The following is a 15,230-nucleotide window of genomic DNA, read 5'->3' as shown; positions in this document are numbered from 1 at the left end:
ACCTGCCCCGAACGTGTTCATGGTGAAGAGATCAGTCCGCTCGGAGGCCCGCCCGGCCGACCGCCTTGATCGCCTGCGCTCGTCCTGATCGAATACGGGGGACGGGGCGGGATCCGGGCATTCCTGGTGGACTGCGTCTCCGGGGGCCATACTTCTGGCCAGGACGAGTCGTCCCCCGATCGGCCGGGGGCCCGCCGTCGTCATGACCGAGGGGGAGGTCAAGTGACATACCCGCCGAGCGGGACCGCGCTGCGGGAGCCGGAGCCGGACGTGCCGTCCGCGCCCGTGACCGTACCCGCGCAGCGCCGTGGTGTCCCGTCCGCGGCTGCCGAACGGCTGCGCGCCGCGGCGACGACCGAGCCGGGCAGACTGCAGATCATCGGCGCCGTACTGGCCCTGCTGGTCGTGGTGTTCGGGGCGGTCACCGTCACGGAGGTCTCCGGGCGGGCGTCGTCCGCCGACGACGTGGTGACCCGCAGTCAGCCGCTGAGCGCGGACGCCGCGAGCATCTACCGCTCGCTGGCCGACGCGGACACGATGGCGGCGAGCGGCTTCCTGGCCGGGGCGCAGGAGCCCCCGGGTGTGCTCAAGAAGTACGACGCGGACGTCAAGGAGGCCTCCCGGCTGCTGGTGAAGGCCGCGGCGAGCGCCGATGCCTCGACCTCGTCGCACCAGGAGATCACCACGCTGGGTGAGCTGCTTCCCGAGTACACGGGTCTGATCGAGCGGGCCAGGGCCAACAACCGGCAGGGACTGCCGCTCGGCGGCGCCTACCTCCGGTACGCCAACCAGAAGATGACGAACGAGATCCTCCCGGCGGCCGAGCGGCTGTACGCGGCGGAGACCGGCCGGCTCTCCACCGACTCGTCCGACGCGCGCAGTTGGCCCTTCCTCTCACTGGCCGTCGGCATGGTGGCGCTGGCCGCCCTGGTGTGGATGCAGCGGCGCAACTACCGCAGGACGAACCGCGTCTTCAACCACGGGCTGCTCGCCGCGACGGCCGCGGCCACGGTGGTACTGCTGTGGCTGGCCGTGGGGCACACGGTGGCCCGGGCGGAACTGCGGAGCGCGATGGTGAACGGACAGCAGTCACTCGACGTCCTCAACAAGGCCAGGATCAACTCCCTGAAGGCACGCGCCAACGAGAACCTCACGCTGGTCGCCCGAGGTGCCGTTCTCACCCCGGACGGCACACGGGACAAGTACGAGACCGACTACAGCGCGGGCATGAAGGCGCTCGGCACACAGCTCGCGAGCGCGCAGAAGCTCGCCGGCGACGACTCCACGGGACGCGAGCCCGTGAAGGCCGCAGTCACCAGCGTGTCCGAGTGGCAGGAACGCCACAAGAAGGCCCGGGCGACCGACGACCAGGGCGACTACGACAGCGCGCTGTTGCAGATCATCGACCCGAAGAACTCCACGGGTGAGTCCTTCGAGAGGGTCGACGACGCGCTGGAGACGGCACTCGCCCACGAACAGGGCCAGTTCGACGCGGCGGCCGAGGACGGCCGCGGGGCGCTGGGCGGGCTGCCGGCCGGTGCCGCCGTCCTCGCCGTGCTGGGCGCGGCCGGCGCGATAGTAGGGGTCAACCGCAGGCTCTCGGAGTACCGGTGAGGGGACGAGCGATGACCAGGGCCAAGGGCTGGGTTGCGCGCGGCAGGCTGCGCGGCTGGGGCGGTGTGACGGGCATGGCGGTGGCCTGCGTCGTCACGGCCTCGCTCACCCTGCTGCCGCTGGCACACGGCGAGGGGGCGCTGGGCGGGCTGGACACGGGCCCGGGCGCCACCTCCGCGGTGCCCGTGAAGGCCGGGGAGTGCAAGGACCCCGAGGCGAGCCTGCCGGCGTCGGGCGACGACGGCCCGAGCATCGAGAAGATCAGGAAGCGCGGCAAACTGGTGGCCGGTGTGGACCAGAACAGCTTCCGGTGGGGCTACCGGAACCCGGAGGTCCGGTCCGGCACGCTCGAAGGCTTCGACATCGACCTCGTGCGGGCCATCGCCGAGAACATCCTGGGCGACCGCGACGCGGTGATCTTCCGTGCCATTCCCACCAACCAGCGCATCGCCGCGCTGGAGAGCGACAAGGTCGACGTCGTCGTCCGCACGATGACGATCAACTGCAAGCGCGCCGAGCAGGTCGCGTTCTCCACGGCCTACTTCCAGGCCGGCCAGCAGGTCCTGGCGCCCAAGGAGTCCACGATCAGCGGTTACGACGAGTCGCTCAAGGGCAAGCGGGTCTGCACGGCGGAGGGTTCGACGGCGTACGACGCGCTGGACGAGAAGTCCTTCGGCGCGATCTTCAAGGACGAGCACGACGGCACCGAGCTGGACGAGGACCAGCTGACCGTCCCCAACCAGCTGGACTGCCTGGTGCGGCTACAGCTCGGCGAGGTCGACGCGGTGGTCACGGACAACGCCCTGGCGGCCGGGCAGGCGGCCCAGGACCCGGCGGTGGAGCTCAAGGGCGACGCGCCGTTCACCACCGAGTACTACGGCGTCGCCGCGAAGCTCGGCGCCGACGACCTGGTCGCCCGGGTCAACCAGGTGCTGGTCGAATACCGCCGGGGCGGTGCGCAGAGCCCCTGGATGAAGTCGTACCGCGCCTGGCTCGCGGAGGGGCTGCCCGGCATCGAGGGCCCCCCGGCACCCAAATACCGTAGCAACTGAACCTGTCCGGGCCTTCCGGCCCGGCGGCACGAACGGAGAGGTGATCGATGGGCGTGGCGGGATCCTTCTCCGGCTTCGCGGGGAGGCCCCCCGGCCCGGTCATGGACCGGGACGAGGCGGACCGTGCGCTGGCCCGGCTCGGTGCGGAGCACGAGGCCATCGAGACCTCGCTCCTCGCCCTGCAGGACCATGCCGGCCGCCGGCTCCTGGAGGGCGCCGACCTGACCGGCGTCACCAAGGAGCGCTGGGCCGCCGCCGAGCAGTCGATCACCCTGCTGTGGGGGTACTTCGACGCCTACGCGGGGACACTCGCCAGGGCCCGGGAGATCCGGGCCGTGCGCCGCTACCCCGGCAGGGACGACCTGACGGCCCTGACCGACATCCTGCGCGGCGACAGCGTGACCGTCGCGAACCCCGGAGCGGTCAGCCAGGGCGCGGCCACCGGCGGTCCGGCCAGACTCTCCGAGCGGTTCACGCTGGAGGAGCTGGTGTCCCGGATGAACGACCTGTACGCCCGTTCGCTGGACATGGTCGTCGCCGCGGACTCCGTGTGGTCGGCGCTGCCCGCCCGGATAGACCTGCTCGCCGCGGAGCTGCGCCGCACACGCTCGCTGGCGCACTCCGTCGGCGTACGCCCCGGGGAGCATCCCGCCGGGGACGACCTGGAGTCGATCACCCAGGAGCTGACCACGCTGCGGGTGCAGGTGATCTCCGACCCGCTGGCCTTCTGGCTGCCCGGGCCGGGCAGCGCCGCGCCCGGCGGCGGACGCCCCGACACCGCGCGCTACGACCGGGCGGCCCGCGCCCTGGAGGACGTACGGCGGGAGACCGAGGCGGTGCTCGCGGTCCGGCAGGACGCCGAACAGCGCCTGGTCCAGCTGCGTGACGTCCTGTCCCGCGCGGACCGTACGCTCTCGGAGGCCCGCTCCGCGCGTGGCGAGGTGCTGGCGAAGATCGCCGCATCGGAGGTGCCCGCCGTCAGCGGCCCGCCGACCGCTCTGCAGGAGCGGCTGGCCGTCGCCTCCGGCTACCGCAGGCACGCCCAGTGGAACCGGCTGTCGCCGCTGCTGGACTCGCTGGAGCGGGAGGCCGAGGACGAGCTGCTGCGCGCCAGGGAGTCGCTGACGTCCGTGACGGCACCGCTCGCGGTCCGTGCGGAGCTGCGCGGCAGGCTGGACGCCTACAAGGCGAAGGTGGCCCGGCACGGCCTGGCCGAGGACCCGCTCCTGATCGAGCGGTACGACGCGGCCCGCCGGATGCTGTGGAGCGCACCGTGCGATCTGCGTGTCGCCGAACAGGCGGTCCTGCGCTACCAGCGGGCCGCCACCGATCTGCTGACACCGCACCGTCCGGGCGAGTACGACGGACGGCAGGGGGAGACATCATGAGTGCGGAGTGCCAGCGCCCCACGTGCGAGGGCAGCTACGAGGACATGGGCAGCGGCGAGCTGTACTGCGACACCTGCGGCCTCGCGCCGGTCGTGTCGCCGACGGGCATGGTGAGTTCACCGCCCACCGGCATCGCGGGCGGCGGCAGGGCGGCCGGCGGCCGGGGAAGCAGCAGCACCTCGCAGCGGACGGGTTCGCAGGCGTCAGCTCGCGTCTCGTCCCACTCGTCGACATCCCGGCGTTCGGTGTCCGGGCGGCTCTCCCGCTCCTTGTCCGGAAGCTCCACGTCCCGCTCGGTGTCGGTGCGCTCCTCGGGCGTCTCGACGGGTTCCTCCTCAGGGCGCGGCAGGCTGGGCGCGGGCCTGGTGCTCGTCCCCGACGTGCCGCGGCCCGACCCGCGCACCGCGGTGATGGAGAACCCCGAGGTCCCCGAGCGGAAGCGGTTCTGCTCACGCTCCGACTGCGGTGCGCCGGTGGGCCGGTCCCGTGGGGAGCGGCCGGGCCGCACCGAAGGGTTCTGCACCAAGTGCGGTCACCCGTACTCCTTCGTGCCCAAGCTGAACAGCGGCGACATCGTGCACGGGCAGTACGAGGTGGCGGGCTGCCTGGCGCACGGCGGGCTCGGCTGGGTCTATCTCGCGGTGGACAGGGCGGTCTCCGACCGCTGGGTGGTCCTCAAGGGCCTGCTGGACACCGGCGACCAGGACGCCATGGCGGCGGCCATCTCCGAGCGGCGCTTCCTCGCGGAGATCGAGCACTCCAACATCGTCCGCATCTACAACTTCGTGGAACACCTGGATCAGCGCACCGGTTCGCTCGACGGCTACATCGTGATGGAGTACGTCGGCGGGAAGTCGCTCAAGGAGATCGCCAACGAGCGCCGCACACCGGTCGGGAAGCGGGATCCGCTGCCGGTGGAGCAGGCCTGCGCGTACGGGATCGAGGCGCTGGAGGCCCTCGGCCACCTGCACAGCCGCAACGTCCTGTACTGCGACTTCAAGGTCGACAACGCGATCCAGACCGAGGACCAGCTCAAGCTCATCGACATGGGCGCGGTGCGCAGGATGGACGACGACGAGTCGGCCATCTACGGCACCGTCGGCTACCAGGCGCCCGAGGTGGCCGAGACGGGCCCGTCCGTCGCCTCCGACCTCTACACGGTCGCGCGCACGCTCGCGGTGCTGACCTTCGACTTCCAGGGGTACACGAACGTCTTCGTGGACTCGCTCCCCGACCCGGACAACATCGAGGTGTTCCGGAGATACGAGTCGTTCTACCGGCTGCTCGTGCGGGCCACCGACCCGGATCCGGCCCGCCGGTTCTCCTCGGCCTCGGAGATGGCGGAGCAGCTGACGGGTGTGCTGCGGGAGGTGGTCGCCCTACAGACGGGGCGTCCGCGCCCGGCGCTCTCGACCCTGTTCGGTACGGAAATGCGTGTGACGGACACGGCGTTGTTCGCGGAGCTGACCGGCGACGTGTCGCGGCTCGGCGTCCGGACGGGCCCGTCCGGCGGCACGGGACGCTTCGGACGCCGGCGGGGGGCTCCGGCCACGCTCCCCTCGCCTCCGGCGTTCGCCCCCGCCGTCGCTCTCGCTCCGCAGGCCGCGCCGCCCGGCGCCGGACCGCTGCACGCCCCCGACACCCATGTCCGGGGCAGCACCGGCGGCGCGGGGGCGTACCCGCAGCCGCAGGCGCCCGTTCCGGCACCTCGCACGGCGGCCCAGGCCCCCGTGGCACCCCCGGCCGTGGCACCCCCGGCCGTGTACGCGGGCGGCGGGCCCCGGCTCGCCGCGTTCGACGCGCGGGCGACGTCACTGGCGCTGCCGGTGCCCCGGGTCGACCCGAACGACCCCAACGCCGGGTTCCTCGCAGGAGTGATGGCTTCGGCGCCCGCGGAGCTGATCTCGGCACTGCACTCGGTGCCCGCCGCCTCGCTGGAGACCCGGCTGCGGGAGCTGCGCGCCCGCCTGGAGATGGGTGAACTCAACTCCGCGGTGCGGGCGCTGACTGCGGTGGAGACCCAGCACCAGGACGACTGGCGGGTCGTCTGGTACCGCGGCATCACCTCGCTGGTGACCGGTGACAACGAGGACGCGGCGCTCTCCTTCGACGCGGTCTACGACGCGTTCCCGGGTGAGCCCGCGCCGAAGCTCGCGCTGGGTGTCTGCGCGGAGGTGCTGGGGCAACTGGACAACGCCGCGGAGTACTACCGCCTGGTGTGGGCGACGGACCCGAGCTTCGTCAGCTCGGCGTTCGGTCTGGCCCGGGTGCAGATCGCCGCAGGCGACCGGCCCGCGGCGGTGCGCACCCTGGAGTCCGTGCCCGAGTCGTCGATCCACTACACGGCGGCCCGGGTCGCAGCGGTGCGGGCCAGGCTCCGTGAGCGGGCCGCTCACGAGCCGCTGATCGACGATCTGTCCGCCGCCGCGGCCCAGGTGACCGCGCTGCGGGGCTACGGGCTGGACGCGGTGAGACGTGAACAGTTGTCGACCGAGGTACTGGGTACGGCACTTGACTGGGTACTCTCCGGTAGTCCCACGGCTCAGCCGGTGGCTCAGCCCTCTCCCGCAGCCGCGGGTCCGAGGACGGTGCTCGGCAGCGAGCTGGACGAGCGGGGCCTCAGGTTCGGCCTCGAACGCTCGTACCGCATGCTCGCCCGGCTCGCGCAGCGGGGCGACGAGAGGATCGAACTGGTGGAGCGGGCCAACCGTTTCCGCCCCCGGACCTGGGTGTGAAGATGTCAGAGAGCCACCAGCAGGCCTCCTTGCCGGGGTGCCCCAGCTGCGAGGAACCGCTGGAGCCGGGCGACCTGTTCTGCGGTGCGTGCGGGTACGACCTCTCGGCCGTACCCGCGCCGCCCGGCGACCGTCCGACGGTCGCCATCACGGTGCCCGGGCCCGCCGCCGACGGTCAGGTGGAATGGCCTCGGGCCCCGGAGACGGACAGTTCCGATCTGCCCGCGCCCACGCACCGCCCGGCCGACCTCCCGGGTGTCGACTCGGGCGGCAAGCCGCTGCCGGACGTGGACGGGGCGGCGGTCCGCTTCGACGAGCCGGACGCTTTGGAGGGCGCCCCCCGGGGTGATACGGGCACGGGCGACTTCGAGCTGGCCGCCCCGGACCCCCGTACCGCCGAGCACGCCGCCGCCGGTGGAGCGGTGGCCGGCGGCAAGGTCTGCGTGGCCTGCCGCTCGGGTCATGTGGACACCGACGGCTACTGCGAGAACTGCGGCCATGCCCAGCCCCGCGAGCGCGACCACATGGAGCAGGAGCTCGGCTCGGTGGCCGCGGTCAGCGACCGGGGTCTGCGCCACCACCGCAACGAGGACGCGTTCGCGGTGTCCTGCACCGCCCTGCCGGACGGCTCACCGGCGGTCGTCGCCATCGTGTGCGACGGCGTCTCGTCGGCGAGCCGCCCCGACGAGGCGTCGGCCGCGGCGGCGAGCGCCGCCAACGAGTCGCTGCTGGAGTCGCTGCCGCGCGGTACGCATGCGCAGCAGGCGATGCACGAGGCGATCCTGGCCGCGTCCGAGGCCGTCAACGCCCTGGCCCAGGAACCCGGTCAGGCGCTGGAGCACGATCAGCACCGTCATCAGAACGCTCCGGCCTGCACCCTGGTCGGCGCGATCATGGCGGGCGGTCTGCTGGTCGTCGGCTGGGTCGGCGACAGCCGTGTCTACTGGGTACCCGAGGACCGCTCCCACCCGCCGGCCCGGCTCACCGAGGACGACTCCTGGGCCGCGCAGATGGTGGCGACCGGCCTGATGAGCGAGGCGGAGGCGTACGCCGACGAGCGCGCCCACGCCATCACGGGCTGGCTCGGCGCGGACGCGTACGAACTGGAGCCGCACACCGCGTCGTTCAAGCCCGACCGGCCCGGCCTGGTGGTGGTGTGCACCGACGGTCTGTGGAACTACGCGGAGGCGGCGGCGGAGATGGCCTCGGCCATGCCGCCCGACGCGTACGAACGGCCGTTGCACGGAGCCCAGGTGCTGGTCGGTCACGCGCTCGACGGCGGGGGCCACGACAACGTAACAGTGGCGCTGCTGCCGTTCGCCGTGACGGCACCAGGGGCAGGATCGGCCTGAGCCGGGACCGGTCCGCCGGCGTCCGGCCGGCGTCCCACCCTGTCCTCGCGCCTTCCCGCCCCGCGCCCCCTGCCCGCGTCCTACGCCCCTGAACTCTGTCCGCACATCTGTCTTCGTCCGACATACGTGGAGCATCGAGGAGCCGATCAGATGGCCAACTTCTCCAAGTCCAGCGTGCCCCAGTTCTCCGTCGAGGTGTACCAGAACGAATACCTGCCCGAGGGCGGTCGCGACGTCAACGCGATCGTCACCGTCACGTCCACGGGAGGGGGAACCACCGGCGGCGTGCCGCTGACCGCCGGTGTCCCGGCATCCGCGCGCCTCCCCGGCCGGACGCCGGACGCCGCCGTCGTTCTCATGGTCGACTGCTCGGGATCGATGGACTACCCGCCGACGAAGATGCGCAACGCGCGTGACGCGACGGCGGCGGCTGTCGACACCCTTCGTGACGGCACACTGTTCGCCGTGATCGCGGGAACGCACGTGGCCAAGGACGTGTACCCGGGCAACGGGCAGCTGGCGACGGCCGACCCGGGGACCAAGGCCCAGGCGAAGGAGTCCCTGCGCCGGCTGAGCGCGGGCGGGGGCACCGCGATCGGGACCTGGCTGCAGCTGGCCGACCGGCTGCTGGGGGCCGCCGAGGTCGACATCCGGCACGGCATCCTCCTCACCGACGGACGCAACGAGCACGAGGCGCCGGAGGATCTGCGGGCCGCGCTGGAGTCCTGTGCGGGCCGGTTCACGTGTGACGCGAGGGGTGTCGGCACCGACTGGGAGGTGAAAGAGGTCACAGCGATCGCCTCCGCACTGCTCGGCACGGCGGACATCGTCGCCGATCCGGCAGGCCTCTCCGCGGACTTCACCCGGATGATGGAGAACACGATGGGCAAGGAGGTCGCGGACGTGGCGCTGCGCCTCTGGACACCCGTCGGAGTGGAGATCGTCTTCGTCAAGCAGGTGGCACCCACGGTCGCCGAACTGAGCGGCCGCCGCACCGAGGCGGGTCCCCGCGCCGGTGACTATCCGACCGGCTCCTGGGGCGACGAGTCCCGTGACTACCACGTGTGCGTCCGGGTTCCGGAGGCCGGGATCGGCCAGGAGATGCTGGCGGCCCGGGTCTCGCTGATCCTTCCGCCCCCGTCCGGCGGCGGTGCCCCGCAGACCCTTTCCCAGGGTCTCGTACGGGCCGTGTGGACGGACGACATGGTCGCGTCCACCTCGATCAACCCTCAGGTGGCGCACTACACAGGACAGGCGGAACTGGCACAAGTCATCCAACAGGGACTGGATGCGCGTAAATCGGGAGACTCCGACGGCGCGACGGCCAAGCTGGGCCGCGCGGTGCAGCTCGCTTCGGCCTCCGGAAACGCGGATACCGCGAAACTGCTTTCGAAGGTGGTCGACGTCGTCGACGCGGCGACCGGTACTGTGCGACTGAAAGCGAGGGTCGCGGAAGCGGACGAGATGACACTCGAAACGCGCTCGACCAAGACAGTTCGCGTCAAGAAATAGCGACGCGGACGACAGTCACTCAACCGTACGGAGAGCCGCCCCGGCCGACCGTACGGCGCACCGACAAGCATGGCGGCCTCCGGGCCGGACGAGGAGAGGGGGAAGCGCCGACATGCCGACATGCCCGAACGGACACCAGTCGGGTTCCGAGGACTGGTGCGAGGTCTGCGGACACCGCATGGCCGGGACGGGCGCGCCCACGGGCGCGGTCCCGCCGCCGCCTCCCCCGCCGCCCGCGCCCGGTTACGGCTACCCGCCGCAGGGTCTCGGCACCGGGGGGCCGACCGCACAGGCCGAGCTCTGCCCGCAGTGCCGCACCCCGCGTGAGGCGATGGCGCCGTACTGCGAGGAGTGCCGTTGGAACTTCCTCACGAACACGGCGACGTCGTACACCCCGCTGGCCCCGCAGGGCGGCGCGAGCGGTCCGGCGCCCGGTCTGAACCTGCCGCCCGGTTTCCAGGCACAGCAGGGCCCGCCGCAGCAGGGCCCGCCCCCGCAGCAGCGTGACTCCTTCGAGTACCAGGGCTCCCGGCCCTCGCAGATGAACCGGCCGGCCGAGCCGCTCTCGCCGGAGCAGGGTGGGATGCCGGGTCCGCCGCCGCCCCCGCCCTCCTTCCAGCAGGGGCCGCCGCCTCCGCCGTCGTTCCAGCAGCAGTCGCCGTCGCCGTTCGAGTCGCAGGGGCAGCAGAGCCCGGGCCCTCAGGGTCCCGGTCCACAGGGGGCTGGTTCACAGGGGCCTGGTTCACAGGGCCCCGGCCCGCACGGCGCCGGCCAGCAGGGACCCGGTCAGCAGGGTTCTCCTTCGCCGTTCGAGCCGCAGAGCCCGCCGTCGCCGTTCGAGCCGCAGGGCCGGCCGGGGCAGCAGGTCCCAGGCCAGCAGGGCCCCGGCCCCCAGGGCCAGAACCCGCAGGGTCCCGGCCAGCAGGGCGGCCCGCCGTCCCCGTTCGAGCCCCAGCGGCAGGGTCCGCCTCCCCCGCCGTCGTTCCAGCAGCAGTCCGCGCCGCCCGCGCCTCAGCGGCCGCAGGCGCCGGGCGGTGGGGACGACGACTGGATGCTGCCGCCGCCCTCGCGGCAGCAACAGCATCCGCAGACCTTCCAGCAGGGCCCGCAGACGCCCCATGCACCTCTGGCACCTCAGTCGCCGCAGGCGCCCCAGCCCCCGCAGCAGCAGTTCCCCGGCCAGGGCCCCGCACAGGGCGGCCGGGACCAGGGGCCGGTCAGCTGGACGGCCGTCATCGGCCCGGACCGGGACTACTTCCTGGCGATGATGCACCGTAGCGGCCCCGAGGCGACCGGGCTCAACCTGCCCGCGTACTCCCCGGAGCAGCACCTCCCGCTCACCGGCAGCCAGATCACCATCGGGCGGCGCCGGCACAGCACCGGCGAGTCCCCCGACATCGATCTCGCCGTGCCGCCGGAGGACCCGGGTGTCTCGCACCAGCACGCGGTGCTGGTGCAGCAGCCGGACGGCAACTGGGCCGTCGTCGACCAGAACTCCACCAACGGCACCACGCTGAACGGCGCCGAGGACCCGATCCAGCCCTATGTCCCCGTCCCGCTCCAGGACGGTGACCAGGTGCACGTGGGGGCCTGGACGACGATCACGGTCCGCCGCGACTGAACGACGAAGCCGGCCGAGGACAGGAGTCCTAGGACTCCTGTCCTCGGCCGGTGTGTCTGCGACGATGGACGGGTGACAGAGATTCCGCGCGACACGCTTCAGGAGCAGACCTTCTACGAGCAGGTCGGCGGCGAGGAGACCTTCCGGCGCCTGGTCCACCGCTTCTACCAGGGCGTCGCTGACGACCCGCTGCTGCGCCCGATGTACCCGGAGGCGGATCTGGGTCCCGCCGAGGAACGGTTCACGCTGTTCCTGATGCAGTACTGGGGCGGGCCGCGCACCTACAGCGACCAGCGGGGGCATCCCCGGCTGCGGATGCGGCACGCCCCGTTCCAGGTGGACAGGGCGGCTCACGACGCATGGCTCGGCCACATGCGGGTGGCGCTGGACGAGCTCGGTCTTCCCCCCGAGCAGGAGCGGCAGTTGTGGGACTACCTCACCTACGCCGCCGCCTCGATGGTCAACACCGAGGGCTGAACCATGTGCGGAATCCGGTACTCCACAGCCGCATAACGGTCACGATCCCATCAAGGTGCACCCGCAAGCGGTTTCCAGGAGCCCGTGCACTCTGAAAGCATCCGGTACACGCCGGGGGGCGTACGGCTGCTGAGGGTTCGGGGGATCAGGTGACGGGGTTCGTCCTTCTGCGGGTGCGCGCGCACCGGCTCCTGCTCGCCGCCGCCGTCCTCGCCGTGCTGCTCACCACCTGTGTGCTGGCCGCGCTCACCGCGTTCTCGGGTTCCATAGGTGACGCCGCCCTGCGGCACACGCTCACCCACCGGTCCGCCGCGCAGGCCTCCCTCTTCGTCTCCGCCGATGTGGACCGCGAGCAGCGGGACGAGGCCGACGCCGCGGTACGCCGGGCGGCCCGCGAGACCTTCGACGGACTGCCGGTGACCGTACGGAAGCTGGAGAGTTCCGGGTCGTACGCGCTGCCGCGCGGCCCCCAGGCGTCCGCGGCGCAGCGCGACGAGCCAGATCTGACGCATCTCGCCTCGCTCGACCGCAGCCGGATCCGTCTCACCGCGGGGCGCATGCCGGATGCCGGGGCGGGCGACGCGAAGGAACGAGTGCAGGTCGCGCTGCCCCGCGCCGCAGCCGAGGCGCTGAAGCTGAAGCCGGGCTCCCGTCTCACCCTCACCGACCGGCTGAAGGAGACGCCGCTGCCGGTCGAGATCACCGGCCTGTACGAGGCGTCCGAGCTGGACGACCCGTACTGGCAGCTGGACCCGCTCGGCGGGCGCGGTGCCCGCAAGGTCGTCTTCACGACGTACGGCCCTCTGCTGGCCGATCCCGCCGTGCTCGGCTCCGGCAGGGTCAGCGCCGGTCCGGTGTCCTGGCTGGCCGCCGCGGACTTCCGTGCGGTGACCACCGGCCGTACGGAGGCGCTGCACCGGGCGTCGACGGACGGGCCCAAGGCGCTGGCCGCCTCACCGGTCTTCGGGGACGGTGCCACCGTGCGGACCTCGCTGCCGACCGTCATCGGCCAGATCGAGCGGGCGCTGCTGGTGTCCCGCTCCACCATCATGATCGTCGCCGTGCAGCTGGTGCTGCTCGCCGGGTACGCCCTGCTGCTCGTGGCCAGGCTGCTGAGCAGCGAGCGTGGCGGCGAGACCGAACTGCTGCGGGCACGGGGCGGGTCCAGGGGGCGGATCGCTTCGCTGGCAGCGATGGAGGCGCTGCTGCTCGCGGTGCCCGCCGCCGTCGTCGCGCCGCTGCTCGCCGGTCCGCTGACCCGGCTGCTCGCGGACCGGAGCGAGCTCGGCCGGATCGGGCTGCGGCTCGACGGCGGTGCGGACGGCACGGTCTGGCTGGTGGCCGGCGGCGCCGCGCTGGCGTGTGCGCTCGCCGTGGTCGCGCCCGCACTCGCGGCGGGAGCGGGAGGGGGCCGTGGCGTCCGGGCCGCAGCGCTGCCCGGACCGGTGCGAGCGGGCGCCGACATCGGGCTGCTGCTGATCGCCGGGGTGGCGTACTGGCAGCTGGACCGGCAGACCGGGGCCGGCAACGGTGCGCTCAGCGGCGACCGGGAGGGCGACCTGGGCATCGATCCGCTGCTGGTCGCCGCGCCCGCGCTGGCCCTGCTCGCCGGCACCGTCCTGACCCTGCGTCTGCTGCCGCCCGCCGCACGGCTCGCGGAGCGCCGCGCGGCCGGCGGCCGGGGGCTCTCCGCGGCCCTGGCGGGCTGGCAGTTCAGCCGCCGGCCGCTGCGGGGCGCGGGCCCGGTGCTGCTGCTGGTCCTGTCGGTCGCGATGGGCATGCTGGCCATCGGCCAGAGCGCCTCCTGGGACCGTTCGCAGGGTGACCAGGCGGACTTCAGGTCGGGCGCGTCGGTGCGCATGGTGGGCACGCTGTCGGGCGACCCGGCGAAGGCCGCCCCGTACACGGATCTGCCGGGTGTGCGGGAGGCGGCTCCGGCCTTCCGTACGACAGCCGATCTCTCAGGCGGCAGGACGGCCGAGATCCTCGCCCTGGACACCGCGCACGCGGACGACGGGATGCTGATGCGGAAGGATCTCTCCGGGGCGTCCTCGCGCGAGCTGTTCGACGCGATCGCACCGCCGAGGACGGCACGGGCCGGGGTCGTCCTGCCGAAGGGCAGCGAACGGGCGCTGTTCGATGTGCGGATCCGTGACGCCTCGGCATCCGGCGGGAGGTCACCGTCCGGTTCGACGGTGCTGGTCAGCGTGTTGCTGGAGGACCGTTACGGCATCGGGTACCGGATCGGGGCGGGCACCGTGGCCGTCGACGGCCACGCACACGGTCTGTCGTTCCCCGTCTCCGGCGCCGGCGAGCTGGCGGTGACCGGCTTCGAGCTGGACGGTGATGTGCCCGCCGTCCGCTCCGAGAAGCGTCTGGTCTCCGTGACGGGGCTCCGGTCCCTCGCCGGCGACGGCAGCGAGCAGCGGGCACCGGCTGCCGACGGTGTCCGCTGGCAGGCCGCGGCGACACTGTCCGACGGGGGCGAGAGCCGCCCGGGTGGGAAGGTTCAGGAGGTGACCGGCTCGGGTGCCGCCCCGTCCTTCCGGTACGACAGCGGGGCCCTCCCACCGGACGATTCGTTCTGGGGCAGCGGCGCCTCGGTCGGCACCCTCCGGATCACCGCGGCCCGTCCCGCCGCCCCCGCGCTGAAGGCGGTGGCCACCGACGCGTACCTGACGTACGCGGGAGCGGAGCCCGGTCAGGAGATCGACCTGACGCTGGCGGGCAACACGGTCCGGGTGAAGCTGGTGAAGTCGGTGCGGCAGCTCCCGACCACCGGCCCGGGGGCGTCCGCCGGTGTGCCCGAGGGCGCCTCGGAGGAGTCGTCCACGAAGGCGGGCGGGGGCCTGCTGCTGGACCTGAGGGCGGTGTCGGAGGTCCTCGCCCACCGTGCGGGTGCCGCGCTCGCGCCCACCGAGTGGTGGCTGAGCACGGCACCCGGGGAAGGTCCGAAGGTGGCTGCGGAGCTGCGCGGGCTGCCCGGCACCGACCCTGCCCAGGTGCGGGTGCGTGACGAGGTGGCGCGGGAACTGGCGGACGACCCGCTGGGGGCGGGCCCGCAGTCCGCGCTGCTGGCGGTCGCCGTGGTGGCCGCCGCACTGGCGGCGGTCGGGTTCGCCGTCGGTCTGGTGGGCTCGCAGCGCGAACGGGCCGCCGAATTCGCCGTGTTGCGCGCGCTGGGCGCGCCCCGCCGCCGGCTTGCCCGGATGGCGGCCGCCGAACAGGGCGTCCTGATCACCCTGGCCCTGCTGATCGGGCTCGCCCTCGGGGCGGTGCTGACCAGGGCCGTCGTGCCGCTCGTCGTGCTGACCGGGCAGGCCGCCAGGCCCGTGCCCGACGTGCTGGTGCTGCTGCCGGCCGGACAGGTCGCGGTCCTGCTCGCCTCGGTCGCCGCGCTGCCGCTGCTGACGGTCGCCGCGATCACACTGCGCCGCGCCGATCCTGCGGTGTCGCTGCGCCACCAGGGGGACAACTGA

9 protein-coding genes are annotated in these 15,230 nt (G+C 73.0%); all 9 read left to right on the top strand.

The window, feature by feature from the left end:
• Window positions 1-222: 222 nt before the first annotated feature.
• The 9 genes from ACIREO_RS04065 (at window position 223) to ACIREO_RS04025 (ending at window position 15,230) form a co-directional block, all read left to right on the top strand.
• Window positions 223-1,614, top strand: a complete 1,392-nt coding sequence (locus tag ACIREO_RS04065; protein ID WP_404104700.1) for a hypothetical protein — start codon at window positions 223-225, stop codon at window positions 1,612-1,614.
• An 11-nt stretch (window positions 1,615-1,625) separates the two neighbouring features.
• Window positions 1,626-2,666 (top strand): glutamate ABC transporter substrate-binding protein, encoded by a 1,041-nt coding sequence (locus ACIREO_RS04060; RefSeq protein ID WP_404104697.1) that lies wholly within the window; start codon window positions 1,626-1,628, stop codon window positions 2,664-2,666.
• Between the two features lie 47 nt (window positions 2,667-2,713).
• Complete coding sequence (locus tag ACIREO_RS04055) at window positions 2,714-4,054, top strand: hypothetical protein (RefSeq protein WP_404104694.1); 1,341 nt, start codon at window positions 2,714-2,716, stop codon at window positions 4,052-4,054.
• Window positions 4,051-6,789 carry a tetratricopeptide repeat protein gene (locus ACIREO_RS04050; protein ID WP_404104691.1) on the top strand — a complete coding sequence of 913 codons (2,739 nt, stop codon included), beginning with the start codon at window positions 4,051-4,053 and terminating at the stop codon, window positions 6,787-6,789. Before ACIREO_RS04055 ends, ACIREO_RS04050 begins: the two co-directional genes overlap by 4 nt.
• A gap of 2 nt (window positions 6,790-6,791) precedes the next feature.
• Complete coding sequence (locus tag ACIREO_RS04045) at window positions 6,792-8,141, top strand: PP2C family serine/threonine-protein phosphatase (protein ID WP_404105726.1); 1,350 nt, start codon at window positions 6,792-6,794, stop codon at window positions 8,139-8,141.
• Window positions 8,142-8,291: 150 nt separating this feature from the next.
• Window positions 8,292-9,653 carry a VWA domain-containing protein gene (locus ACIREO_RS04040; protein WP_404104689.1) on the top strand — a complete coding sequence of 454 codons (1,362 nt, stop codon included), beginning with the start codon at window positions 8,292-8,294 and terminating at the stop codon, window positions 9,651-9,653.
• A gap of 112 nt (window positions 9,654-9,765) precedes the next feature.
• The gene (locus ACIREO_RS04035; RefSeq protein ID WP_404104687.1) at window positions 9,766-11,274 is read left to right on the top strand and encodes an FHA domain-containing protein; all 1,509 of its coding nucleotides are present in this window, start codon (window positions 9,766-9,768) and stop codon (window positions 11,272-11,274) included.
• Between the two features lie 72 nt (window positions 11,275-11,346).
• Window positions 11,347-11,751, top strand: coding sequence for a globin (locus ACIREO_RS04030; RefSeq protein WP_404104684.1), 405 nt, complete (start codon window positions 11,347-11,349; stop codon window positions 11,749-11,751).
• A 149-nt stretch (window positions 11,752-11,900) separates the two neighbouring features.
• Window positions 11,901-15,230, top strand: a complete 3,330-nt coding sequence (locus tag ACIREO_RS04025) for an FtsX-like permease family protein (protein ID WP_404104682.1) — start codon at window positions 11,901-11,903, stop codon at window positions 15,228-15,230.

Source organism: Streptomyces sp. NPDC102441 (assembly GCF_044765585.1).
Lineage (GTDB): Bacteria > Actinomycetota > Actinomycetes > Streptomycetales > Streptomycetaceae > Streptomyces.
This window is presented reverse-complemented; position numbering and strand designations above follow the sequence as displayed.

Excerpts from the sequence above, each read along its gene's own strand:
- ACIREO_RS04060 (WP_404104697.1), top strand. The coding sequence starts at position 1,626 with ATGACCAGGGCCAAGGGCTGGGTTGCGCGCGGCAGGCTGCGCGGCTGG.
- ACIREO_RS04055 (WP_404104694.1), top strand. The coding sequence starts at position 2,714 with ATGGGCGTGGCGGGATCCTTCTCCGGCTTCGCGGGGAGGCCCCCCGGC.
- ACIREO_RS04050 (WP_404104691.1), top strand. The coding sequence starts at position 4,051 with ATGAGTGCGGAGTGCCAGCGCCCCACGTGCGAGGGCAGCTACGAGGAC.
- ACIREO_RS04045 (WP_404105726.1), top strand. The coding sequence starts at position 6,792 with ATGTCAGAGAGCCACCAGCAGGCCTCCTTGCCGGGGTGCCCCAGCTGC.
- ACIREO_RS04040 (WP_404104689.1), top strand. The coding sequence starts at position 8,292 with ATGGCCAACTTCTCCAAGTCCAGCGTGCCCCAGTTCTCCGTCGAGGTG.
- ACIREO_RS04035 (WP_404104687.1), top strand. The coding sequence starts at position 9,766 with ATGCCGACATGCCCGAACGGACACCAGTCGGGTTCCGAGGACTGGTGC.